Below are 22,346 nucleotides of genomic sequence, written 5' to 3'. Positions count from 1 at the left end.
TCTGTGCCTGCTGTTTCGGCCATCGTTTGGCCGAATGAAGGGGAAAATGTCTGCGTGAATTCTTTCAGGGCAGCAAGGAGCAGAGGGCATGATAAAAAGCATCGGCAGTACGGCCGGTTTAATGGGGACGATGAAAGCGCGCGCCGAGCTTAACTCTGCGGCATTCAGCGAGATGTTGGGGGCCGCCGACGGCAAGGCGCGGCAAAACCAGGCGAATCCGCTGTCGCGCATCACGGCGCAGACGGTGCAAAACATGACGGCGCTGTTCGCCTCCGCGCCGAAAGCGGCAGCCACTCACACCGCAGCGGCCGATACGCTCTCGTTCGAACAGCGGGCGACCCTGACGGGTAGCGCCGAGCTGTTGCAAACGCGGACAAATTATCTGCAGATGGCGCTGCAATTGCATAATCCGGGCAAGGCGTTCAGCATGCCGGCGCTGCTCAAGCTGTGATGAGGGAAGCGGAGCGCCCAATGGGCGGCGCTCCGGTGCGGACTGAACGGGCTTTCTGATGAAGCCCTGGGGATTTCCCTGGCGTGCGTTTTTAGCGGTACAGCTCGGCGCTGACGTGCATCGTGCTGTTGTCGCCCGGTTCGTGCAGGGCGATGATGCGATAAGAGCTTGCGCCGCGTTGATCGGCGATTTTGCTGACCTGGCTGCTGGCGTCATCCGGCGAAACCACGTTCTGGTTCAGGGTGACGAAGCCGACGCTCTGGCGTTGATCGGCCTGGTGCGAGGTGATCTCCGTTGCGGCCATTAGGTTGGCGGAAAACAGGGCGGCCAGCGCCGTTGCGAGCATGATGCGTTTCATAGTGCCTCTCTTAACCCTTTGCCGTTACGGCCTGACAGCGAATGTCGCTGCGGCAAAAAGTCATTTATCTGCATTGAATAACCTGAAATCTTTTTCGTCGCGCTGTCTGCGGCGGATATGGTTAATTTTAGTCCGTTGCGGCGGATTAAAAAGCGGGGGCTTTTGATGACCTCTTTCAAAAAAAGTGAAATAGATTTGTGACTCAGCGCTGATTTCATTGAAAGATTTTTGAAACCGATGGATCGGCGTACATAGGTTCTCCCACGAGCAAATTGTGCTATTTCCCATAGCGCCTCGCATTAACGCGAATAAAACCCACGCAGTCCTTGAGTTTCCCGCCCTGCGTCAGTATGATTACGCGTCATTTTTCAGCCGCACACTAAACACGTTCCTTGCTTCCATGGGCCGCGGTTGACCCTGACAGGAGGCTGAATAATCCGTAAGGAGCAATTCGATGCGTCATTACGAAATCGTTTTTATGGTCCATCCTGACCAAAGCGAACAGGTTCCGGGCATGATCGAGCGTTACAGTGCTACCATCACTAACGCGCAAGGTCAGATTCACCGTCTGGAAGACTGGGGCCGCCGTCAGCTGGCTTATCCGATCAACAAACTGCACAAAGCTCACTACGTTCTGCTGAACGTTGAAGCGCCGCAGGAAGCGATCGATGAGCTGGAAACTAACTTCCGCTTCAACGACGCCGTTATCCGCAGCATGGTTATGCGCGTTAAGCACGCGGTAACTGAAGCATCTCCGATGGTTAAAGCGAAAGACGAACGTCGTGGCGATCGCCGCGAAGACTTCGCTAACGAAACCGCAGATGATGCAGATGCTGGGGATTCTGAAGAGTAATTGCCGCCGTGACGGCTAATCGTCTGGTTTTGTCGGGCACTGTGTGCAAGGCGCCGGTTCGAAAAGTGAGTCCTTCCGGGATACCGCACTGCCAATTTGTGCTAGAGCACCGTTCGCAGCAGATGGAAGCCGGATTCAGCAGACAAGCATGGTGCCGAATGCCCGTGGTTGTCAGCGGACAACAGTCACAAGCACTAACTCAAAGATTAACGGTCGGCAGTCAGATTACCGTGCAAGGCTTTGTAAGCTGCCATCAAGGGCGCAACGGGCTGAGCAAATTGGTTCTGCATGCCGAGCAGATTGAATTGATAGATTCTGGAGACTAGCCAAATGGCACGTTATTTCCGTCGTCGCAAGTTCTGCCGTTTCACCGCGGAAGGCGTTCAAGAGATTGACTATAAAGACATCGCTACGCTGAAAAACTACATCACCGAAAGTGGTAAAATTGTACCGAGCCGTATCACCGGTACTCGTGCAAAATATCAGCGCCAGCTGGCCCGTGCTATCAAGCGCGCGCGCTACCTGTCTTTGTTGCCGTACACTGATCGTCATCAGTAATCGGCCACTGTCCATTAACGACTTTGAGAGGATAAGGTAATGCAAGTTATTCTGCTTGATAAAGTAGCAAACCTGGGCAGCCTGGGTGATCAAGTTAACGTTAAAGCGGGCTACGCTCGTAACTTCCTGGTACCACAGGGCAAAGCTGTTCCTGCTACCAAGAAAAACGTTGAGTTCTTCGAAGCACGCCGTGCTGAACTGGAAGCCAAACTGGCTGACGTTCTGGCTGCTGCTGAAGCTCGCGCAACCAAGATCAACGAACTGGGTTCAGTCACCATCGCTTCCAAATCTGGCGACGAAGGTAAACTGTTCGGCTCTATCGGCACCCGCGACATCGCTGACGCAGTGACTGCGGCAGGCGTTGAAGTTGCCAAGAGCGAAGTTCGTCTGCCGAACGGCGTTCTGCGTACCACTGGTGAGCACGAAGTGCACTTCCAGGTACACAGCGACGTGTTCGCACAGCTGAATGTAGTTGTGGTTGCAGAAGCGTAATTTACGCTGCTGTTAACCCGGTTAAAACGCCAGCCTCGCGCTGGCGTTTTGCTTTTCTGCGCCCGGCAAAACGCGCTACGCTTGAAGACGGGATGAAAAGGAAAGCGTGCGATGGCAAAGATTACGCTACAGCGGGTTTATGATTTCAGCGCGCCGGCGCCGGAACACTGTTATCTGATAGACAGGCTATGGCCGCGCGGCATCAGCAAGGCGCGGCTGACGGGCGTGCAGTGGCTGAAACAGGTGGCGCCGGATGACGAACTGCGCAAGTGGTTCCATCAGCATACCGACCAGTGGGCGGTCTTCGAGGCGCGTTACCGCCAACAGCTAGCGGCCAACGACGCCTGGCAGCCGCTGGTGGCGCTGTTACGGCAGGGGCAAACGCTGACGCTGCTGTATGGCAGCAAAGATACCGAGCACAACCAGGGCGTGGTGCTGCGCGAGTTTTTGCTGGCGCAGCTGTAGGGATTAGCGTTCCCGGCGGTAGCTGCCGTCGGCCTGGCGGCGGAACAGCGCCTGGCTGTTGTCCACCGTGGTGACCGACAGCGCGTTAATCACGCCGTTGGCGTCGCGTTCGATGCGCACTTCCTGGCCGGCTTTCATGTTGCTCAGCGGCTTGTCGCCGCCTTCCACCTGCGCCATGGCGAACACGTCATTCACCGGCAGATTGTTGTCGCGAAACAGCTGGGCCAGGGTCTGGCCGGGCTGGATCTGATAACGCTGCCAGTTGCCCGCCGGCGTTGGTTCGTTGGCAGACGTGGTGCCGCCGTTTTGCAGATCGGCCTGCAGCGGCACGCTGGTTTCCTGCTGGGAAACCGGGAACGGCTGTCTTTCGGGCGAGTACGGCCACAGCAGGGCCAGCAGCAGGATGATGCCGAAGATCAGCACCCAGCGGCGGTGGAAGTAGGGCAGCGGCTCCATCCAATGGAAACCGTCCGGCAGATGCCAGACTTTGGCCAGCAGCGCTTTGACCTGCTGCATTTTGTCGTTGGCCGGCGGTGGCTCCGATGGCGGTTCCGCGCCTTCAGACGTGGGTGCGGCGCCCGGTTTCAGGCGCTGGCTGACATTCAGCCAGGTGCGCAGCAGCGGCTGGTAGATGCGGGTGGTTTTCCTTCTCCTGGGCGCGATTCTGCCCATGGTGACCTCTCTTCGACGGCGTAGTAATTAGCGCGGCGCGGCAAGCGCCTCGCCTGCCCGATATCCTGCTTTCAGTATAGTCCGCTAACTGATTGAAGCGAAAGGCAGCTGAGCGGCAGAGCCGCGGTTTACGGCTGCGGGCGTTAACAGAAGGTTATTGTTTCTTTTTCTACGACAAAAGTCATCCATTCTCCACACAAGATTTTACCCGGCATTGACGCGCTGTTATGCTGCGCTTTCGACTTTTTACAGACTTAAGGAAAACCCCATGACAACCCCTTCTTTTGACAGCGTTGAAGCGCAAGCAAGTTACGGGATTGGTTTACAGGTCGGCCAGCAGCTGCAAGAGTCCGGGCTGGAAGGTTTGCAACCGGAAGCTTTGCTGGCGGGTCTGCGTGACGCGCTGGAAGGGAATGCCCCGGCGGTTCCGGTAGACGTGGTGCACCGTGCGCTGCGTGAAATCCACGAGCGTGCGGACGCGGTGCGCCGCGAGCGCCAGCAGGCGATGGCCGTTGAAGGCCAGAAATTCCTGGACGACAACGCCAAGCGCGACGACGTGACGCTGACCGAGTCCGGCCTGCAGTTCTCCGTGCTGGAGCAGGGCAACGGCCCGATCCCGTCCCGCCAGGACCGCGTGCGTGTGCACTACACCGGTCGTCTGATCAACGGCGACGTGTTCGACAGCTCGGTCGAGCGCGGCCAGCCGGCAGAATTCCCGGTCAGCGGTGTGATCCCAGGCTGGATCGAAGCGCTGACCCTGATGCCGGTCGGCTCCAAATGGCAGCTGTATATCCCGCACAACTTGGCCTATGGCGAGCGTGGCGCTGGCGCGTCCATCCCGCCGTTCAGCGCGCTGGTGTTCGACGTCGAGCTGCTGGAAATCCTGTAATCCCACCGAGGATTGCTCTGGGCGCCTTCGTGGCGCCCTTATTTTATGCGCCGCGCAGCGCGCGCGGGAACAGCAGATTGTTTTCCAGGCTGATGTGCTCCATCAGATCGCCGATGAACTCGTCGATGCCGGTGTACAGCGCTCGCCAGGTGGTGCAGGCGCCCTCCGGCGGCGTGACGTTATCGGTGAGGAACTTCACCACTTCCAGCTGCTCACCCGCCTCGTCATGTTCATGCTCCATCACCGAGATCGGTCCGGCGGCCTGCGGCCCCATGCCCTGTTTGATCAGCGGGAACAGGATCTGCTCCTCTTTCATCATGTGATTCTCCAGATCCAGGCGGATCAGGTTCAGCTGCTTCGCCAACCCGCGCGGGCAGCTGGGCTTGTCGCCGTGCACGCGTTCGACCTTTTCCGCCATCAGCACCAGTTCTGCCAGCTGCTCGCGGTGTCGCTGATGAAAGCGCGGCAGAATGTAATCGATCACCTCACCGAGCGGCGCCGTGCGCCAGTCCCGGCTTGGCTCCGGCGTGGCGGCCAGGGCGGCCAGTTCGTTTTCCAGCCTGTCGATATCTAACCCTTTGCGCTCGGCGGCGCGTGCCAGCGATTGCCGGCCGCCGCAGCAGAAATCCAGCTGATGCTGGCGAAACAGACGGGATGCACGGGGAATGGCGATAGCGAGCGCGCCAAGGGATTGATTGCGGTAATCCATGGTAGTGCCTCTTTAAACGAAGGAATCCTATAACATGCATTTTAAATGCAATTTAAAGGGCGCGCCAGCGGGAAAATCGAAGAGAAGGTGGCCGGGGCTGGGGACCCCGGCCGGGTGATTATTTCGCGCTAAGATCGATGCGATACACCGCGAAACCGATGCGGTCATTGCCTTCGGCGGTCATCGGATATTGAGCGTGCTCCTTGATAAACGCCGTCGCTTTGTCCGACGGCGAGGTCTCGAAGCGGATATCCAGCGGTTGCTGGCTGCTGAAGGTCGCCAAACGCCAGTTGTTGTCCGCCTGCGGATGCACCGCACCGTGTTGCTGGGTTTCGGCGCTGATGTAGGCCGCCAGCACTGAACGGTTTTCATCCGGCGAAGCGAAGGCGATGTGTTTGTCGCCGGTGCCGGCAAATTTGCCGCCGTAGGCGCGGTAGTTGTTGGTGGCGACCAGGAAGGTGGCGTTCGGATCGATCGGCTTGCCGTTGAAGGTCAACTGCTTGATGCGCTCCGCCTTATCGTTGATCAGCTGGCATTCACCGTCGTAGCGCGCCGGCTGGCTGACGTCGATCTGGTAATTGACGCCGTCGATCACGTCGAAGTTATAGGTGCGGAAGCCGTCCCAGTTGATCAAGCCCTGCGGCTTGGCGCTGTTGACGTCGATCTGGTTGAACTGGCCGGCGGAGCACTCCAGCCACTCTTTCACCTCTTTGCCGCTGGCCTTCACCACCACCAGGGTATTGGGGTAGAGATAGAGATCGGCGGCGTTGCGGAAGGTGAGTTGGCCCTTTTCCACTTCGACGAAGCTGGCCGGATCGTTCTTGCGGCCGCCGACCTTGAACGGCGCCGCCGCCGACAGCACCGGCAGATCGGCCAGATCCGGATCGCCCTGAATGTAATGTTCAACGTAGGCCTTCTGCGCATTGTTGACGATCTGCACCGTCGGATCGTCCTGCACCAGCGCCAGGTAGCTGTACATGTTGCCGTCGGATTTGCCGATCGGCTGGCTGACGAACTCGCGCGTGCCCTTGTGATCGTCCGCCAACACTTTCACCAGCGCGGCGTCTTCCGCCGCCAGCGATTTCTTGTTCTCTTTGTCGTAGATCGGCCGTGCTTCCGCTTTGGCGGCGGTCACTTTCCAGCTACCGCTATCGTTGTTGAGCTGCAGGTCGACCACGCCGAGATGATCGCCCCATTGGCCCGGCATCACCGCCGGTACGCCGTTCAGCAGGCCCTTATCGATATCCGCGCCTTTGATATTGGCGAAGTCCTTGCTCGGGAACACCGCATGGGCGTGGCCGAACATGATGGCGTCGATGCCCGGTACCTGGCTGAGGTAGTAGACCGAGTTTTCCGCCATTGCCTTGTAAGGCTCGCTGGACAGCCCGGAATGCGGGATCGCCACCACCAGATCGGCGCCCTGTTTACGCATTTCCGGCACGTAGCGTTTGGCGGTGGCGGTGATGTCGTCCACCGTCACCTTGCCCTGCAGGTTAGCCTTGTCCCACACCAGGATCTGCGGCGGCACGAAGCCGATGTAGCCGATGCGCAGCGTATGCGCCTTGCTGTCGCGGTCTTTCACCGGCGTATCGACGATGATGTACGGCGTGAACAGCGGTTTTTGCGTTTTGGCGTCGATGACGTTGGCGTTGATATACGGGAACTTGGCGCCGGCGATGGCGTTTTTCAGGTAGTCCAGCCCGTAGTTGAATTCATGGTTGCCGATGTTGCCGACCACATAGTTCAGCGTATTCATCGCCTTATAGACCGGATGCACGTCGCCCGGTTTCAGCCCCTTGGCCGCCATGTAGTCGCCGAGCGGGCTGCCCTGAATGATGTCGCCGTTGTCCACCAACACCGCGTTGGTAGCCTGCTGGCGCGCCTGCTGGATCAGGCTGGCGGTGCGCACCAGGCCGAATTTATCGGTCGGCGTGTCCTTGTAGTAATCGAAGTCCATCATGTTGCTGTGCAGGTCGGTGGTTTCCAGCACGCGCAGGTCGACGGTGGCCGCCTGCGCCGAGGCGCACACCAGCAGCGCAAGCGCGGACAGCGTCAGGGGATGCTTCATCATTTTGGGCTCTCTCCATTCCATTATTCGAGTGTTATCGCAGAGGGAAATGTAATTAACATTGCTTGCCACAGCAAACTGTGAAGTGTGGCAGAAAACGGCGGCAGGTAACGCGGGGAAGTTCACAGTTGTGCCCAACAAGATCTGAGGAATTCCCGGGGGTTAGCCGGTTGAGATGGATATTCAGCGTAAAAAAAACTAGTCTGCTAGCAGAGACAGGGGGAAATTTCCCACGGAGATGCAGAGTTGAGGTGCATGATGTTAGAGCGAATTTGCCAACTGTCCCGCGAGGCGGGGGCGGCGATCATGGCGGTGTACGACGGTGAACAACCGCTTGATGTCGCACAGAAAAAAGATGATTCACCGGTGACGGCGGCCGATCTGGCGGCGCATCACATCATCAAGCGTGGCCTGGCGGCGCTGACGCCCGAGGTGCCGCTGCTGTCGGAAGAAGATCCGCCGGCGTGGGAAGAACGCCGCAACTGGACGCGCTACTGGCTGGTCGATCCGTTGGACGGCACCAAAGAGTTCTTGCACCGCAACGGTGAGTTCACGGTCAATATCGCCCTGATTGAAGACGGGCAGGCGGTGATGGGGGTGGTGTACGCCCCGGCGATCGACGTGCTGTATCTGGCGGAGCGCGGCAAGGCCTGGAAAGAAGAGAAGGGCGTGCGGCAGGCGATCGGTGTTAGCAACGCGCATCCGCCGCTGGTGGTGGTGAGCCGCTCGCATATCGACGACGAACTGAAAGACTATTTGCAGCAGCTGGGTGAGCACCAGACCGTGTCCGTCGGCTCCTCGCTGAAGTTCTGCCTGGTGGCGGAAGGCAAGGCGCAGCTCTATCCGCGCTTCGGGCCGACCAACATTTGGGATACCGCCGCAGGACATGCGGTGGCGGTGGCCGCCGGGGCGCAAATTCACGATTGGCAGGGCAAGCCGTTGCTCTATACCCCGCGTGAATCTTTCCTCAACCCCGGCTTCCGGGTGTCGCTGTTCTGAGTTAGTTCGCCAACAGCTGGTGCAGCTTGGACATCACCTGCTGCACCTCTTCCGGCGTCAGCGCGCCGTCTTTGGCGAACTGAATGCGCCCTTGCTTATCCAGCACCACAATAGCTGAGCCTTTCGGCTGCAGATCCCAGGCTTTGCGCACGTTGCCGTCGCTGTCGACGATAAACTGCGACCACGGGAACTCCTTCTTGCTGTCCTCAATGCTGCTGCGCACGAACATCGCGGTGCCCATCAGGGCATCGTCGGTGTTGACGATTGTCGTCGTTTGGTAACGATCGTGTGGTAGCTTCGCCTTCTTGATCGCTTCAATCAGTGGGTCGTTCATGTCTTTGGCGGAGCTGCGGCCGGCAATATGTTGTATCACTCGCACTTTTCCACTGAGCTGCGCGCTGTTCCAGTTCTGGTAGCTAAAATTACCGTCAGCGTAATTGAGCTCTCCTTTGTCGCTGACGCCGACCGGCGCTACGCGCTGCTGGAGCTGGAAGTTGTGCGCGGAAGCGAAAAGCGGGGCGAGCAGCAGGGATACCATCAGCATGCGACTTGTTTTCATGCTTTCTCCTTGTAATGAGTGGAATTTGTGCGACAGCACTTCGACAGCCTAAAGCATAGGATGTGATAAGAGGTCTGTCCTGTTAACCGGATCGCAGATTTTCCCTTGGTTCGCTAATCATCAGATTTTGAAGGGATATACTGAAAACGTTATAAATTATCATATACAATTCTGTCAAAAAGTGTAAATCCAGCGTAGATCACCGGGCAGAAGTGAACGTTCTGGTCTTTACTGGGTCTACTACATGCAATCAAGTTGCGTTCTGAATTTCGAGGCTGCCACCTTTGGCGGCTCGCTGAGCGCATGGATCAACGGGAGGAGCGTAAAAGAATGAGAATCTTCCAGCGTTATAACCCTTTGAAAGTGGCAAAGTACGTTAAGACCCTGTTTCGCGGAAGGCTGTATATCAAGGACGTGGGCGCATTTGAATTCGACGAGGGGAAAATCCTGCCGCCGAAGATTCGTGACAAGCGCCATTTCAGCGTGATGTCTGAAGTAAACCGCCAGGTGCTGCTGTTGCAGGCCGAGTTTGGCTGAACACTGCGCTGACAGCGGTAAAAAAAATGCGGCCCCGATGGGGCCGCTGATGTTTTTGCCGGCTGGCGTCAAGCCGCCGGGGTGTCTTCCGGGGCTTTCGGCAGTACCGCCGCCGGTTTGTCGCTCAGCCGGGTGACCAGCAGCTGGTCTATCTTGTAGCTGTCGATATCCACCACTTCGAATTTGTAGCCGGCGTATTTGACGAAGTCGGTGCGTTTCGGGATCTTGCGCAGCATATACATCATAAAGCCGCCGATGGTCTCGTAGTTGCCCGCCTGCGGGAACTCGTCGATGTCCAGCACGCGCATCACGTCGTCGATCGGCGTGCCGCCTTCAATCAGCCATGAGCTTTCGTCGCGCGCCACGATCTGCTCTTCCTGGCCTTGGCCTACCAGATCGCCCATCAGCGTGGTCATCACGTCGTTAAGGGTGATGATGCCCACCACCAACGCATATTCATTGAGGATCACCGCGAAGTCTTCGCCGGCGGTCTTGAAGCTTTCCAGCGCTTCGGACAGCGTCAGCGTATCCGGCACGATCAGCGCCGAGCGGATCTGCACGCCGCTGCTCAGCACCAGGCTCTGGTTGCCCAGCACGCGGTTCAGCAGGTCTTTGGAATCGACGTAGCCGACCACCTGATCGATATGGCCGTCGCACACCAGGAACTTGGAGTGCGGATGGGTCGAGACCTTCTCCTTGATGCTCTCTTCGCTTTCGCGCAGGTCGAAGTACACCACGCTTTCACGCGAGGTCATCGAAGACGGCACGGTGCGCGATTCCAGTTCGAACACGTTTTCAATCAGCTCGTGTTCCTGCTTGCGCAGCACGCCCGCCAGGGCGCCGGCTTCCACCACCGCGTAGATGTCGTCGGAGGTGATGTCGTCCTTACGCACCATCGGCAGCTTGAACATGCGGAAGATCAGGTTGGCCATGCCGTTGAAGAACCACACCAGCGGGCGGAAGATCATGATGGAGAAACGCATCGGGTTGATGATCCGGACGGCGACCGTCTCTGGTGCAATCATACCGATGCGCTTCGGGGTCAAATCGGCGAACAGGATAAACAGGCTGGTCACCAGCACGAAGGAGCAGATAAAGCTGACCTGTTCCGCCAGTTCGGGCGACAGGAAGCGATCGAACAACACCTTGAAGGTGGGGGAGAAAGCCGCGTCGCCGACGATACCGCCGAGGATGGCCACGGCGTTCAGGCCGATCTGTACTACGGTGAAGAAGATGCCTGGGGTTTCTTGCAGTTTAAGCACTCTGGCGGCGTTGATGTTGCCTTCGTCCGCCATCAGCTTCAGTTTGATCTTGCGCGAGGCGGCCAGAGAGATTTCCGACAGTGAGAAAAACGCACTCACCGCGATCAGAAAAAGAATCAGTAAAATACTGTTTAACATAATCTATCCATACGTGCCGACGGGATGCCGGCGCTCTTGAGGAAGGGTAGTACATAGTAAAAAAAGCAGCGATAACAACCAGAAGGGAAGCTATCGGGCCGCAGAAGCGGCCCGCATAGTATAGCAGTTGCCCCACAGGGGCCGCCAGCGGTTAAAAAAGTGCCGCCGGCCGGCATCGGATTAGCCCTGCGGCGGCAGGCAAACGCCGATGCCACCCAGCCCGCAGTAGCCTTCCGGATTCTTGAACAGGTACTGCTGATGATCGTCCTCCGCGTAATAGAACGGCAGCGCCGGCGCGATCTCGGTAGTGATGGCGCGCTTGTCGCCCGCCGCGTCCATCGCCTGCTGGAAACGCTGCAGGCTGCTTTCCGCCTCTGCCTGCTGCTCCGGGCTCAGCGTGTAAATCGCCGAGCGGTACTGCGTGCCGACGTCGCCGCCCTGGCGCATGCCCTGCGCCGGATCGTGATTTTCCCAGAATACCTGCAGCAGCTGTTTGTAGCTGACGACCTGCGGATCGAACACCACGCGTACCACTTCGGCGTGGCCGGTCTGGCCGCTGCACACTTCGCGGTAGGTCGGGTTCGGCGTGTAGCCGCCGCTGTAGCCGGCGGCGGTGCTGTAGACGCCCGGCTGCTGCCAGAACAGGCGCTCAACGCCCCAGAAACAGCCCATGGCGAAGATCGCCACTTCCATGCCTGCCGGCACCTGGGTCATCGAGTGTTCGGTGACCACGTTGAGCGTTGCGACAGGCATTGGCGTGGTGCGGCCAGGCAGCGCGCTTGCCTTATCGACGGTTTGTGATTTATCAAAAAATGGCACCACGGTTGACTCCTGTTGTCACAGTAAGAATTGACCCTACATGGGGGCGGTTCGGTTGTATCTCACCGCGTCTTTGCCCACAATAAGTGGCAAGTTGGGTTTATGTATAAGCTTAACGCAGTATTTTGAGCGCCAAAAGTGAAGAATTCGCCTGTTGCGCGGCGGTGGCAAAGCGCGGCGGGCGGCGTCCGGAACAAGGCTGAAGAGGGCTGCCGTCATGATAGCGCGGAGTCTGCCCTGGCCCCGGAGCGAACACCATAACAGGAAAGTAAAATCAATAAGGAGAACACGTGCCAAAGTACCCGGTCATGTGCTTGATAGCTGTGTTGCTTGCGGCACCTGCAGCCTACGCGGCGAACGTGCGGTTGCAGGTGGAAGGGTTAAGCGGAGAGTTGGAAAAAAACGTTCGGGTGCGCCTGTCGTCGATCACGCCTGAAGAGGTCGGCACCGACGGTCGCTTCCGCGCACGGGTGGATGAGGCGGTGCGCCAGGGGCTGCGCGCGCTCGGCTATTATCAGCCGACCATCGAATTTACGCTGGACGATCGGCCGGGGATGTCGCGCCCGGTGCTGCATGCCAAGGTCAATCCGGGCGAACCGGTGCGTATCGCCGGCGCCAACATCGTGCTGGAAGGCGGCGCGAAGACCGATGAGGACTACCTGGCGCTGGTAAAGAAGGACCGGCCGACCATCGGCGAGATCCTTAACCACGGCAAGTATGACAGTTTCAAAGGCTCGCTCACCGGCCTGGCGCTGCGCAAAGGCTATTTCGATGCCGACATGACCAAAAGCCAGCTCGGCGTGGCCGAAGATCTGCACAAGGCGTTTTGGGATATCGATTTCAACAGCGGCGAACGTTACCGCTTCGGCAAGGTAAAATTCACCGGCTCGCAAATCCGCGAAGACTATCTGCAAAATCTGGTGCCCTTTCATCAGGGGGATTACTACAGTTCGGAGGATTTGGCCGAGCTGAACCGCCGTTTGTCCGCCACCAACTGGTTCAACTCGGTGGTGGTATCCCCTGATTTCAACGATGCCAAAGAGAACAAGATTTTGCCGTTGGACGCGCTGGTGACGCCGCGCACGCGCAACACCGTCGAAACCGGTATCGGTTACTCCACCGACGTCGGCCCGCGGGTGAAAGGCACCTGGAAAAAGCCCTGGCTCAACGATCGCGGGCATAGCCTGGAAACCAGCGCCAGCGTATCGGCGCCGGAGCAGCAGCTGGATCTGACCTACAAGATCCCGCTGCTGAAGAACCCGCTGGAGCAGTATTACCTGCTGCAGGGCGGCCTCAAGAACGTCAATCTTAACGACACCAAGTCCGTCACCTCCAAAGTGGTGGCCTCGCGCAACTGGGATCTCTCCAGCGGCTGGCAGCGGGCGATCAACCTGACCTGGCGCTGGGATAACTTTACCCAGGGTAACGTCAGCAACACCACCATGCTGCTGTATCCCGGCGTCAGCTTCAACCGCACCCGCTCGCGCGGCGGCCTGATGCCGACCTGGGGCGACAGCCAGCGCTACTCTATCGACGTGTCCGACACCACCTGGGGTTCCGGCGTGGACTTCGCGCTGATGCAGGCGCAGAACGTGTGGATCCGCACGCTGGCCGACAAGCACCGTTTCGTGGCGCGTGGCCAGGTGGGCTGGATCGAAACCAACGACTTCGACAAGGTGCCGCCGGATCTGCGCTTCTTCGCCGGCGGTGACCGCAGCATTCGCGGCTACAAGTACAAAGACATTTCGCCGCGCGATGGCGACGGCAAGCTGACCGGCGCCTCCAAGATGCTGACCGGCTCGCTGGAGTACCAGTACAACGTGACCGGCAAATGGTGGGGGGCGATGTTCGTCGACTCCGGTGAAGCGGTGAACGATATCAAGAAAAGCAACTTCAAGACCGGCGCCGGCGTAGGCGTGCGCTGGCAGTCGCCGGTGGGGCCGGTGAAGCTGGATATCGCCGCGCCTGTGGGAGACAAGGACACCCACGGGATGCAGTTCTACATCGGTTTGGGGCCTGAACTATGAGCCTGGTTAAAAAGATTTGTCTCGGATTTCTGGTCGTTCTGCTGTTGCTGATCGGCGGGCTGGCCTTCCTGATAGGCACCACCACCGGTTTGCATATGGTCATCAACGGCGCGGCGCGCTGGGTGCCGGGGCTGGAGATCGCCGGCGTCAGCGGCGGCTGGCGCGATCTGACGCTGAAGGGCGTGAAATATCAGATGCCGGGCGTGACGGTCAACGCCGGGCAGTTCCATCTCTCCCTTGACCTGTCCTGCTTTAAACGCAGCTCGCTGTGCGTCAATGCCTTGACCGCCCAGGATGTGGACGTGGCGGTGAACACCAAAGCGATGGTGCCTTCCGCGCCGGTGGAGGAGAGCAGTGAGCCGACCACCAATCTCAGCACGCCTTATCCGATCACGCTGCGCCTGTTGGCGTTGAACAACGTCAAGGTCACCGTCGACGACACCGCCATCTCTCTGGCCGAGTTCCGCACCGGCGCGCAGTGGCAAGAGCGCGCGCTGACGCTGATGCCGACCAAGATCGGCTCGCTGCTGATCGCCTTGCCGAAAACGCCGCAAAACCCGTTGCCGGAAGCGGTGCAGCCGGCGGTCGAGGTGGCGAAAAAGGTCGGCGAGCAGGTTACCGACGCGGCGAAGCCGGCACCTCAGCCGGAAGAGAAGCCGCTGGGCGAAACGCTGAAAGAACTGTTCGCCAAACCGCTGTTGCCGGATCTGCCGGACATCCGCCTGCCGTTGGATATCACCGTCAAAGAGATCAGCGGCGAGCAGCTGCGCTTGACCGGCGATACCGACGTGCTAATCACGAGCCTGTTACTGCAGGCCAGCACGCAGGATCAGCATATCCAACTGGACAACTTCGACGTGAAGTCGCCGCAGGGCACGCTGTCGGTGCAGGGGCAGGCAACCCTGACCGGCGACTGGCCGGTGGCCCTGACCGCCAACAGCGCGCTGAATATCGAACCGCTGAAGGGCGAGAAGGTGAAGCTGAACATCGGCGGTGGGCTGCGTGACGAGCTGAAGGTGGCGCTGAACCTGTCCGGCCCGGTCGGCGCCCAGCTCGATGTGCAAACCCGGCTGGCCGAAGCCGGCCTGCCGCTGGCGCTGACGTTGCAGAGCAAGCAGCTGAAATGGCCGCTGAGCGGCGAGGCGCAGTATCAGGTCAATGACTTCCGCCTGCGCTTTAACGGCAAGGCGACCGACTACGCGCTGTCGACGCGCGCCAATCTGAAAGGCCAGGACTTGCCGCCGGCGGTGCTGACGCTGGACGGCAAAGGCAACGTCGAGCAGTTCAAGCTGGAGCGCCTGCGCCTGGCGGCGCTGCAGGGCAATACCGATCTTACCGCGCTGGTGGACTGGAGCAAAGCCATCAGCTGGACCTCGCAATTGACGCTGAGCGGCATCAATACCGCCAAGCAGTGGCCGGAATGGCCGGCGAAGCTGGATGGGAAGATCACCACGCGCGGCAGCCTGCACGGCGGCAGCTGGCAACTGCAGGTGCCGGTATTGCAGCTGGACGGCAACGTGAAGCAGAACAAGGTCACGGCGCGCGGTACGCTGAGCGGCAACGCCGCCGGGCAGTGGAAAATCCCCGGTATCGATCTGGCGCTGGGGCGCAACCAACTGAACGTCAAAGGGCAGCTGGACGAGAAGAGCTGGAACCTGGACGCCAACATCGACGCGCCGCGTCTGGACGGCGCGCTGCCGGGCCTGGGCGGCACCGCCAAAGGGCTGCTGAAGCTGCGCGGCAATCTGCAGGCGCCGCAGCTGCTGGCGGATTTGACCGCTTCCGGCTTGCAGTGGCAGGCGCTGCGCATCAACCGCGTGAAGATCGATGGCGACGTGCGCTCCACGGATCAGATCCAGGGGCAGCTGGCGGTACGCGTCGAACAGCTGAAGCAGGATGCGCTGGAGGTCAGCCTGCTGACCCTCGACGCCAAAGGCAGCGAGAAGCAGCACCAGCTGCAGCTGAAGATTGACGGCAAGCCGGTCTCCGGCCAGCTGGCGCTGCAGGGCAGCTTCGATCGTCAGCAGCAGCGCTGGCGCGGCAATCTGAACAACACCCGTTTCGATACGCCGGTCGGGGAATGGCGCCTGACGCGCGCCATCGCGCTGGACTACCTGAACACCGAGCAGAAAATCAGCGTCGGGCCGCACTGTTGGCAGAACCCGAACGCCGAGCTGTGCGTGCCTAAGACCATTGAAGCCGGCCAGAGCGGCCAGGCCAGCGTGGTGCTCAACCGGTTCGACCTGGCGATGATCAAGCCGTTCCTCGGCCCGGACACCGCCCTGAGCGGCGTGTTCACCGGCCGGGCCGACGTCAGCTGGAAGCCGGGCGGCGCGCTGCCGGAGGCGAAAGTCACGCTGGCCGGCAACGGCGTCAAGGTGGTGCAGCAGGTGCAGGGCAACGCGCTGCCGGTCGCCTTCGATACGCTGACCCTCAACGCCGGCTTGAACAACGGCCGCGCGCAGGCCGACTGGCGGATCAAACTGACCAACAACGGCCAGTTCGACGGCAATATCCAGGTGGCGGATCCGCAGGTGCGGCGCACCATCAGCGGCAACGTCAATATCACCAACATCTCGCTGGCGCTGATCAACCCGGCGCTGATGAAGGGCGAAAGCGCGGCGGGCATGCTGAACGCCAACCTGCGCCTGGGCGGCAGCGCGCAGAAGCCGCTGGTGTTCGGGCGCCTGGCGTTGGATCGGGCGAAGGTGCAGGGGCACTGGATGCCGTTCGACATGACCGACGCGCGGCTGGCGGTGAATTTCAACGGCATGACCTCGACGCTGGAAGGGTTGCTCAGCACCACGCGCGGCCAGCTGAATCTGGCGGGCGATGCCGACTGGCGCGATATCAACGCCTGGCGTGCGCGCATTGCCGCCAAGGGCGACAAGCTGCGGGTGACGGTGCCGCCGATGATCCGCATCGACGTGTCGCCGGATCTGGTGTTTGAAGCCACGCCGCAGCTGTTCTCGCTCAACGGCAAGGTCGACATTCCCTGGGCGCGCATCACGGTGCAGGAGCTGCCGGAAAGCGCGGTGGGCGTCTCTTCCGACGAGGTGATGCTGGACGACCAGCTGAAGCCGATTCAACCGAAGACCGCGTCGATCCCGATCAACAGCAATCTGATGATCCACGTCGGCAACGACGTGCGGCTGGACGCCTTTGGCCTGAAAGCCCGCTTGAAGGGCGATCTTAAGGTGGTGCAGGACAAGAAAGGGCTGGGCCTCAACGGCCAGATTGACATCCCTTCCGGCCGATTCCATGCTTATGGTCAGGATTTGATCGTGCGTAAAGGGCAGCTGATGTTCTCCGGCCCGCCGGATCAGCCGCTGCTGAATATCGAGGCGATCCGCAACCCGGAATCCACCGAGGACGATGTGACCGCCGGCGTGCGCGTGACCGGCCTGGCGGATGCGCCGAAGCTGGAAGTGTTCTCCGATCCGGCCAAATCGCAGCAGGAAGCCTTGTCTTATCTGCTGCGCGGCCAGGGCTTGAGCAGCTCCGGCGCCGACGGCAACGCCATGACCTCGATGTTAATCGGCATGGGGGTTGCACAAAGTGGTCAACTTGTGGGTAAAATCGGCGAGGCATTCGGCGTGAGTAATTTGGCTCTGGACACTCAGGGGGTTGGCGACAATTCCCAGGTTGTCGTGAGCGGCTATGTCCTCCCAGGCTTACAAGTAAAATATGGGGTGGGCATTTTCGACTCGCTGGCCACGCTGACGTTGCGTTATCGCCTGATGCCTAAGTTGTATCTTGAAGCGGTGTCTGGTCTCGACCAGGCATTAGATTTGCTCTATCAGTTTGAGTTTTAGCGATGCGAATAATTGTCTACGGCAGTTTACGGCGCAAACAGGGAAACAGCCATTGGATGACCAACGCCCAATGGCTCGGCGAGCACGAGCTCGAAGGCTATCAGATTTATAATCTGGGCCATTACCCGGCGGCGATCCCTGGAGAGGGCACGATACATTGCGAGGTGTATCGTATTAACTCATCGATTCTGGCAGAGCTGGACGAACTGAAAAGCAACACCAAGGACTATAAGCGCGAGCTGATTCAGACGCCTTATGGGAGTGCGTGGATCTACCTGTACAAACACAGCGTGGACGGTTACCCGCGGATTACCAGCGGCGACTGGCTGAAGCGTCTCGACGAACAGTAAGAAAAAAAACACCGCTCAATGAGCGGTGTTTTTTCATCGGACGGCGGCTGGCATTACTTCTTGGCAGCGCGTTCGAAGGAGGCGATGATTTCCGCTTTAGCTGCGGCAGCGTCTGCCCAGCCTTCCACTTTCACCCATTTGCCTTTTTCCAGATCTTTGTAGTGCTCGAAGAAGTGAGCGATCTGGGCTTTCAGCAGTTCCGGCAGGTCGTTCACGTCTTTCACGTGATCGTACTCTTTGGTCAGCTTGCTGTGCGGTACCGCAACCAGCTTGGCGTCTTCACCGGCTTCGTCGGTCATCTTCAGCACGCCAACCGGACGGCAGCGGATCACGGAGCCCGGCTGCAGCGGGTATGGGGTTGGGACCAGCACGTCAACCGGGTCACCGTCCAGAGACAGGGTGTGGTTGATGTAGCCGTAGTTGCACGGGTAGAACATCGCGGTGGACATGAAACGGTCAACGAACAGCGCGCCGGTTTCTTTGTCGATTTCGTATTTGATTGGATCGGCGTTGGCCGGGATTTCGATTACTACGTAGATGTCTTCCGGCAGGTCTTTGCCAGCAGGGACCAGATTCAAGCTCATGTCGGTTTCCTTTAATCATCAAACCAGAAATGGAGTGGCGGCTATTATAGCGGACTCTTTTGCGATTTCCTGCCCTTTTCATCGTTGAAAACCCAGCGTGCCGGCGCACGGAGAATTTCCAGATTAATCCCGCCGCGGCATGAAGTTTTGCCTTCGCCTGCCGATAACTTCAACAAACAATAATGAGCCAGCAAAGCTGGCTCCGCGTTTTGCCACCCCTACTACGTCTGATCTCACTATTCTGAAGCCGGGAAGAACTCATGCTAAAAAAGATTACGGTGAAGGCTGGGCTGATCGCCCTGCTGAGCCTGATGACCATGCTGCTGATCATGGTCAGCGTTATTGGCGTCAACGCGATTAACGAAGGATCGCGCTCGATCCATACCCTTAACCAGATCCTCGGCGAAGAGCTGGGCTCGCTGGCCAACAGCTCCAACCTGACGCTGCGCGCCAGAACCGCCGCCTCGCTGGCGGTGCGCCAACGGGAGATCGGCCAGGTCGATGTCTCCGACGCCACCGTGGGCCGCATCTACGGTTACCTCGAGCAGTCGAACAAGGAAATGGCGCGCTTTGTCGGCGTCGGCACCGTGACCGATCGCGGCCGTGAACTCTCCAACCGCCTGCAAAACAGCTACCGCGCCTATCTGGAGCAGGGCGTGAAGCCGATGGCCGCCGCCATCAAGGCCGGCAAGATCGATGAGTATTATCACATTCAGGAAACGCGCATCTCCGCGCTGAGCATCGCGTTCGAAAAGGATCTCAGCGATTTCCGCAGTTTCGCGATGAAGCTTGGCGCGCAGCAGGTGTATGACGCGGAAAACAACGCCAGCACCAAGATCTCGCTGATCGTGGTGGCGGGCCTGCTGAGCGTGCTGCTGGCGGTGCTGGCCTGGTTCGCGCTGCGGGTGATCATTCTGCGCCCGCTGGACGAGTCCATCGCGCAGCTGGAACACATCGCCGGCGGCGATCTGACCCATGAGATCCGCGGTGAGGGCGATACCGAGATGGGCCGCCTGGTGCGGGCGATGCAGCGCATGCAGCAGGCGCTGGCCAGTTCGGTCAGCAAAGTGCGTGACGCCAGCAGCCAGATCGACACCGGTTCACGCGAACTGGCGGCCGGCAACCTGCATCTGGCGCAGCGCACCGAAGAATCGGCCGCTTCGCTGGAAGAGACCGCCGCCAGCATGGAACAGCTGACCTCGACGGTGAAAATGAACGCCGAGAACTGCGAACAGGCCAACCAACTGGCGCTGAGCGTGTCCGATATCGCCAACCAGGGCAGCGACGTGGTCAGCCAGGTGATGAGCAAGATGCAGGCGATCACCGACAGCTCGCGCCGCATCGCCGACATCATCAGCGTGATGGACGGCATCGCCTTCCAGACCAATATCCTGGCGCTGAACGCGGCGGTAGAGGCGGCGCGTGCCGGCGAACAGGGCCGCGGTTTCGCGGTGGTGGCCGGCGAAGTGCGCAATCTGGCGCAGCGCAGCGCCCAGTCGGCGAAAGAGATCAAAGGGTTGATCGAAGCGTCGCAAAACCGGGTGCAGGAAGGCGAGCAGATGGTGGAGTCGGCGGCGCAGACCATGAGCGGCATCACCGGCGAAGTGGGCCGGGTCACGGCGCTGATGCGTGAGATCTCGGCGGCGACGCGGGAACAAAGCAGCGGCATCGAACAGGTGAACCTGGCGGTGGCGCAGATGGATCAGGTGGCGCAGCAGAATGCGGCGCTGGTGGAAGAGTCGGCGGCGGCGACGCGCTCGCTGGAAGATCAGGCTCAGCTGCTGGCGCAGAGCATGGCGGCGTTCAAGCTGTAAGGCGATAAGGGTTCGGCGCGGCGCCGAACCCTTGCAAAGAACGCGTTACTCGTCCGGGTTTTCGGCGATGAAGCGTTCTGCGTCTTCTACCATCGACTTGGTGCCGACGAAGAATGGCGCGCGCTGGTGCAGTTTCACCGGCGTGATGTCCAGAATGCGGTTTTTGCCGTCGCTGGCCTTACCGCCGGCCTGTTCGGCCAGGAACGCCATCGGGTTGCATTCGTACAGCAGGCGCAGCTTACCTTGCGGGTGGCTGGCGGTGCTTGGGTAGATGTAGATGCCGCCTTTCAGCAGGTTGCGGTGGAAGTCCGCCACCAGAGAACCGATGTAGCGCGAGGTGTAAGGGCGCTGCGTCGCTTCATCCTGCTCCTGGCAGTATTTGATGTATTTCTTCACGCCGAGAGGGAACTTGATGTAGTTGCCTTCGTTGATGGAATACATGTTGCCGCTCGCCGGGAAGCGCACTTTCTCGTGGGAGAGGCAGAACACGCCCAGAGACGGGTCATAAGTAAAGGCGTGGACGCCGTAACCGGTGGTGTACACCAGCATGGTGGACGAACCGTAAACCACATAACCCGCTGCGACCTGGGCGCTGCCCGGCTGCAGGAAGTCTTCTTCGGTCACCGGCGTGCCGACCGGCGTGATGCGACGGTAGATAGAGAAAATCGTACCGACCGAGACGTTGACATCGATGTTGGACGAACCGTCCAACGGATCCATCAAAACGACATACTTGGCATTTTCAGCTCGCTCGCCGTCGAATATCACGATTTCATCTTCTTCTTCGGAAGCGATACCCGCAACTTCACCACGCGCTTTCAACGCCGCTTTCAGTTTTTCGTTCGCGTACAGGTCCAGTTTCATCTGAACTTCGCCCTGTACGTTGGACACCCCGCTGGTTCCCAGAATATCAACCAGGCCGGCCTTGTTGATGTCGCGGTGGATGATTTTGGCGCCCAGTTTAATTGCAGAAAGTAACGCGGTCAGCTCGCCGGTGGCGTGCGAGAAGTCGTGCTGTTTCTCGACGATAAATTCGCCTAACGTTTTCATGACACAATCCCTGAATCTACGGATGGATAGCGGCCTGTTAACAAACCGCCAACGTTTTCGCGTGCAGTGTAGCCCAAAGATGCGCGCCATTCATAGGCAAATCCATTTCTTCTGGACGATTCTGAGCGTTAGAATATGCCGACATTCGATGCACTCACATGAGAAACCTATGCGCATTCACATTCTTGGGATCTGTGGCACCTTTATGGGCGGGTTGGCGATGCTGGCGCGCTCACTGGGGCATGACGTCACCGGTTCGGACGCCAACGTCTATCCGCCGATGAGCACGCTGCTGGAGAACCAGGGGATCGATCTTATTCAGGGTTATGATCCAGCCCAGCTGGATCCGGCGCCGGATCTGGTGATCATCGGCAACGCCATGACGCGCGGCAACCCGTGCGTGGAGGCGGTGCTGGAGCGTGGCATTCCTTACGTTTCCGGCCCGCAGTGGCTGCACGACGCCGTATTGCGCGATCGCTGGGTACTGGCGGTTGCCGGCACCCACGGCAAAACCACCACCGCCGGCATGGCGACCTGGATCCTCGAGGCCTGCGGCTACCAGCCCGGCTTCGTTATCGGCGGCGTGCCCGGCAACTTCGACGTTTCGGCTCGCCTTGGCGGCAGCCCGTTCTTCGTGATCGAGGCCGACGAGTATGACTGCGCGTTCTTCGACAAGCGCTCCAAGTTCGTGCACTACAGCCCGCGCACGCTGATCATGAATAACCTGGAGTTCGATCACGCCGATATCTTCGACGATCTGAAAGCCATCCAGAAACAGTTCCACCACCTGGTGCGTCTGGTGCCGGGCAAAGGCAAGATCATCCTGCCGGACAACGACAGCCACCTGAAGCAGGTGATGGCGATGGGCTGCTGGAGC

The 22,346-nt window shown here is 59.5% G+C and carries 24 protein-coding genes; 14 read left to right on the top strand and 10 right to left on the bottom strand.

Annotated elements, in window-relative coordinates:
* Positions 1 to 88: 88 nt before the first annotated feature.
* Positions 89 to 451: a hypothetical protein gene (locus EKL15_RS10335; RefSeq protein WP_060440892.1), complete on the top strand. Its 363-nt coding sequence runs from the start codon at positions 89 to 91 to the stop codon at positions 449 to 451.
* Between the two features lie 91 nt (positions 452 to 542).
* Here EKL15_RS10335 and EKL15_RS10330 read toward each other — a convergent pair whose 3' ends face one another.
* Both EKL15_RS10330 and EKL15_RS10325 read right to left on the bottom strand, forming a co-directional pair.
* Positions 543 to 809, bottom strand: a complete 267-nt coding sequence (locus EKL15_RS10330) for a DUF1471 domain-containing protein (protein WP_060421907.1) — start codon at positions 807 to 809, stop codon at positions 543 to 545.
* The gene (locus tag EKL15_RS10325; protein ID WP_126179771.1) at positions 806 to 1,027 is read right to left on the bottom strand and encodes a hypothetical protein; all 222 of its coding nucleotides are present in this window, start codon (positions 1,025 to 1,027) and stop codon (positions 806 to 808) included. The genes EKL15_RS10330 and EKL15_RS10325 overlap by 4 nt, the downstream gene beginning before the upstream one ends.
* A 236-nt stretch (positions 1,028 to 1,263) precedes the next feature.
* On the opposite strand from EKL15_RS10325, the gene rpsF reads away from it, so the two are divergent.
* The 5 genes from rpsF (at position 1,264) to EKL15_RS10300 (ending at position 3,177) form a co-directional block, all read left to right on the top strand.
* Complete coding sequence (gene rpsF, locus EKL15_RS10320) at positions 1,264 to 1,662, top strand: 30S ribosomal protein S6 (RefSeq protein ID WP_004933634.1); 399 nt, start codon at positions 1,264 to 1,266, stop codon at positions 1,660 to 1,662.
* Positions 1,663 to 1,670: 8 nt separating this feature from the next.
* Complete coding sequence (priB, locus tag EKL15_RS10315; RefSeq protein ID WP_049233092.1) at positions 1,671 to 1,988, top strand: primosomal replication protein N; 318 nt, start codon at positions 1,671 to 1,673, stop codon at positions 1,986 to 1,988.
* Between the two features lie 4 nt (positions 1,989 to 1,992).
* Complete coding sequence (gene rpsR, locus EKL15_RS10310; RefSeq protein ID WP_000135199.1) at positions 1,993 to 2,220, top strand: 30S ribosomal protein S18; 228 nt, start codon at positions 1,993 to 1,995, stop codon at positions 2,218 to 2,220.
* A 39-nt stretch (positions 2,221 to 2,259) separates the two neighbouring features.
* Positions 2,260 to 2,712, top strand: coding sequence for a 50S ribosomal protein L9 (rplI, locus tag EKL15_RS10305; RefSeq protein ID WP_004933629.1), 453 nt, complete (start codon positions 2,260 to 2,262; stop codon positions 2,710 to 2,712).
* A gap of 111 nt (positions 2,713 to 2,823) precedes the next feature.
* On the top strand, positions 2,824 to 3,177 hold the full coding sequence (locus tag EKL15_RS10300) for a DUF488 domain-containing protein (RefSeq protein ID WP_047569644.1): 354 nt from the start codon (positions 2,824 to 2,826) through the stop codon (positions 3,175 to 3,177).
* A gap of 3 nt (positions 3,178 to 3,180) precedes the next feature.
* On the opposite strand, the gene EKL15_RS10295 is transcribed toward EKL15_RS10300, so the two are convergent.
* Entirely contained in the window at positions 3,181 to 3,849 is a 669-nt protein-coding gene (locus EKL15_RS10295; protein WP_100395961.1) for an OapA family protein, read from the bottom strand.
* A gap of 268 nt (positions 3,850 to 4,117) precedes the next feature.
* Between EKL15_RS10295 and fklB the strand changes: the two genes are divergently transcribed.
* Positions 4,118 to 4,738, top strand: a complete 621-nt coding sequence (fklB, locus tag EKL15_RS10290; RefSeq protein ID WP_004933618.1) for an FKBP-type peptidyl-prolyl cis-trans isomerase — start codon at positions 4,118 to 4,120, stop codon at positions 4,736 to 4,738.
* Positions 4,739 to 4,781: 43 nt separating this feature from the next.
* Here fklB and ytfE read toward each other — a convergent pair whose 3' ends face one another.
* Both ytfE and EKL15_RS10280 read right to left on the bottom strand, forming a co-directional pair.
* Positions 4,782 to 5,447 (bottom strand): iron-sulfur cluster repair protein YtfE, encoded by a 666-nt coding sequence (ytfE, locus tag EKL15_RS10285; RefSeq protein ID WP_070913671.1) that lies wholly within the window; start codon positions 5,445 to 5,447, stop codon positions 4,782 to 4,784.
* A 118-nt stretch (positions 5,448 to 5,565) separates the two neighbouring features.
* On the bottom strand, positions 5,566 to 7,518 hold the full coding sequence (locus tag EKL15_RS10280; RefSeq protein WP_100395962.1) for a bifunctional 2',3'-cyclic-nucleotide 2'-phosphodiesterase/3'-nucleotidase: 1,953 nt from the start codon (positions 7,516 to 7,518) through the stop codon (positions 5,566 to 5,568).
* Positions 7,519 to 7,773: 255 nt separating this feature from the next.
* Between EKL15_RS10280 and cysQ the strand changes: the two genes are divergently transcribed.
* Positions 7,774 to 8,514, top strand: coding sequence for a 3'(2'),5'-bisphosphate nucleotidase CysQ (cysQ, locus tag EKL15_RS10275; protein ID WP_033644177.1), 741 nt, complete (start codon positions 7,774 to 7,776; stop codon positions 8,512 to 8,514).
* Between the two features lies 1 nt (position 8,515).
* On the opposite strand, the gene EKL15_RS10270 is transcribed toward cysQ, so the two are convergent.
* Complete coding sequence (locus EKL15_RS10270) at positions 8,516 to 9,073, bottom strand: YtfJ family protein (RefSeq protein ID WP_025159587.1); 558 nt, start codon at positions 9,071 to 9,073, stop codon at positions 8,516 to 8,518.
* A 330-nt stretch (positions 9,074 to 9,403) separates the two neighbouring features.
* On the opposite strand from EKL15_RS10270, the gene EKL15_RS10265 reads away from it, so the two are divergent.
* A complete protein-coding gene (locus tag EKL15_RS10265; RefSeq protein ID WP_019453363.1) occupies positions 9,404 to 9,610 on the top strand; it encodes a DUF1107 domain-containing protein in 207 nt (68 codons plus the stop codon).
* 68 nt (positions 9,611 to 9,678) lie between these two features.
* Here EKL15_RS10265 and EKL15_RS10260 read toward each other — a convergent pair whose 3' ends face one another.
* Together EKL15_RS10260 and msrA are read right to left on the bottom strand one after the other, a co-directional pair.
* Positions 9,679 to 11,010 (bottom strand): hemolysin family protein, encoded by a 1,332-nt coding sequence (locus EKL15_RS10260; protein WP_049270169.1) that lies wholly within the window; start codon positions 11,008 to 11,010, stop codon positions 9,679 to 9,681.
* A 180-nt stretch (positions 11,011 to 11,190) separates the two neighbouring features.
* Positions 11,191 to 11,832, bottom strand: a complete 642-nt coding sequence (gene msrA, locus EKL15_RS10255; RefSeq protein WP_038879162.1) for a peptide-methionine (S)-S-oxide reductase MsrA — start codon at positions 11,830 to 11,832, stop codon at positions 11,191 to 11,193.
* A gap of 305 nt (positions 11,833 to 12,137) precedes the next feature.
* Here msrA and EKL15_RS10250 point away from each other — a divergent pair, with 305 nt between their 5' ends.
* Genes EKL15_RS10250 through EKL15_RS10240 form a run of 3 tightly spaced genes read left to right on the top strand, consistent with a single transcriptional unit; the run spans position 12,138 to position 18,021 of the window.
* Positions 12,138 to 13,856: an autotransporter assembly complex family protein gene (locus tag EKL15_RS10250; RefSeq protein WP_204275932.1), complete on the top strand. Its 1,719-nt coding sequence runs from the start codon at positions 12,138 to 12,140 to the stop codon at positions 13,854 to 13,856.
* Entirely contained in the window at positions 13,853 to 17,671 is a 3,819-nt protein-coding gene (locus tag EKL15_RS10245) for a translocation/assembly module TamB domain-containing protein (protein ID WP_203089441.1), read from the top strand. Before EKL15_RS10250 ends, EKL15_RS10245 begins: the two co-directional genes overlap by 4 nt.
* 2 nt (positions 17,672 to 17,673) lie before the next feature.
* Positions 17,674 to 18,021: a gamma-glutamylcyclotransferase gene (locus EKL15_RS10240; RefSeq protein WP_033648686.1), complete on the top strand. Its 348-nt coding sequence runs from the start codon at positions 17,674 to 17,676 to the stop codon at positions 18,019 to 18,021.
* Positions 18,022 to 18,074: 53 nt separating this feature from the next.
* On the opposite strand, the gene ppa is transcribed toward EKL15_RS10240, so the two are convergent.
* Positions 18,075 to 18,605 carry an inorganic diphosphatase gene (ppa, locus tag EKL15_RS10235; protein WP_004933594.1) on the bottom strand — a complete coding sequence of 177 codons (531 nt, stop codon included), beginning with the start codon at positions 18,603 to 18,605 and terminating at the stop codon, positions 18,075 to 18,077.
* Between the two features lie 260 nt (positions 18,606 to 18,865).
* Between ppa and EKL15_RS10230 the strand changes: the two genes are divergently transcribed.
* A complete protein-coding gene (locus EKL15_RS10230) occupies positions 18,866 to 20,419 on the top strand; it encodes a methyl-accepting chemotaxis protein (RefSeq protein WP_060421931.1) in 1,554 nt (517 codons plus the stop codon).
* Positions 20,420 to 20,464: 45 nt separating this feature from the next.
* Here the strand turns inward: EKL15_RS10230 and fbp are convergent, their stop codons facing one another.
* The gene (gene fbp, locus EKL15_RS10225) at positions 20,465 to 21,469 is read right to left on the bottom strand and encodes a class 1 fructose-bisphosphatase (protein ID WP_004933587.1); all 1,005 of its coding nucleotides are present in this window, start codon (positions 21,467 to 21,469) and stop codon (positions 20,465 to 20,467) included.
* Between the two features lie 169 nt (positions 21,470 to 21,638).
* On the opposite strand from fbp, the gene mpl reads away from it, so the two are divergent.
* A partial coding sequence (gene mpl / locus EKL15_RS10220) for a UDP-N-acetylmuramate:L-alanyl-gamma-D-glutamyl-meso-diaminopimelate ligase (RefSeq protein ID WP_203089433.1) occupies positions 21,639 to 22,346 on the top strand: 708 nt, incomplete at its 3' end.

Origin of the sequence: Serratia sp. 4542, assembly GCF_016805595.1 — a bacterium.
Classification (GTDB): domain Bacteria; phylum Pseudomonadota; class Gammaproteobacteria; order Enterobacterales; family Enterobacteriaceae; genus Serratia; species Serratia nevei.
Note: the sequence above shows the minus strand (reverse complement) of the source record. Positions and strands in the feature narration are given on the sequence as shown.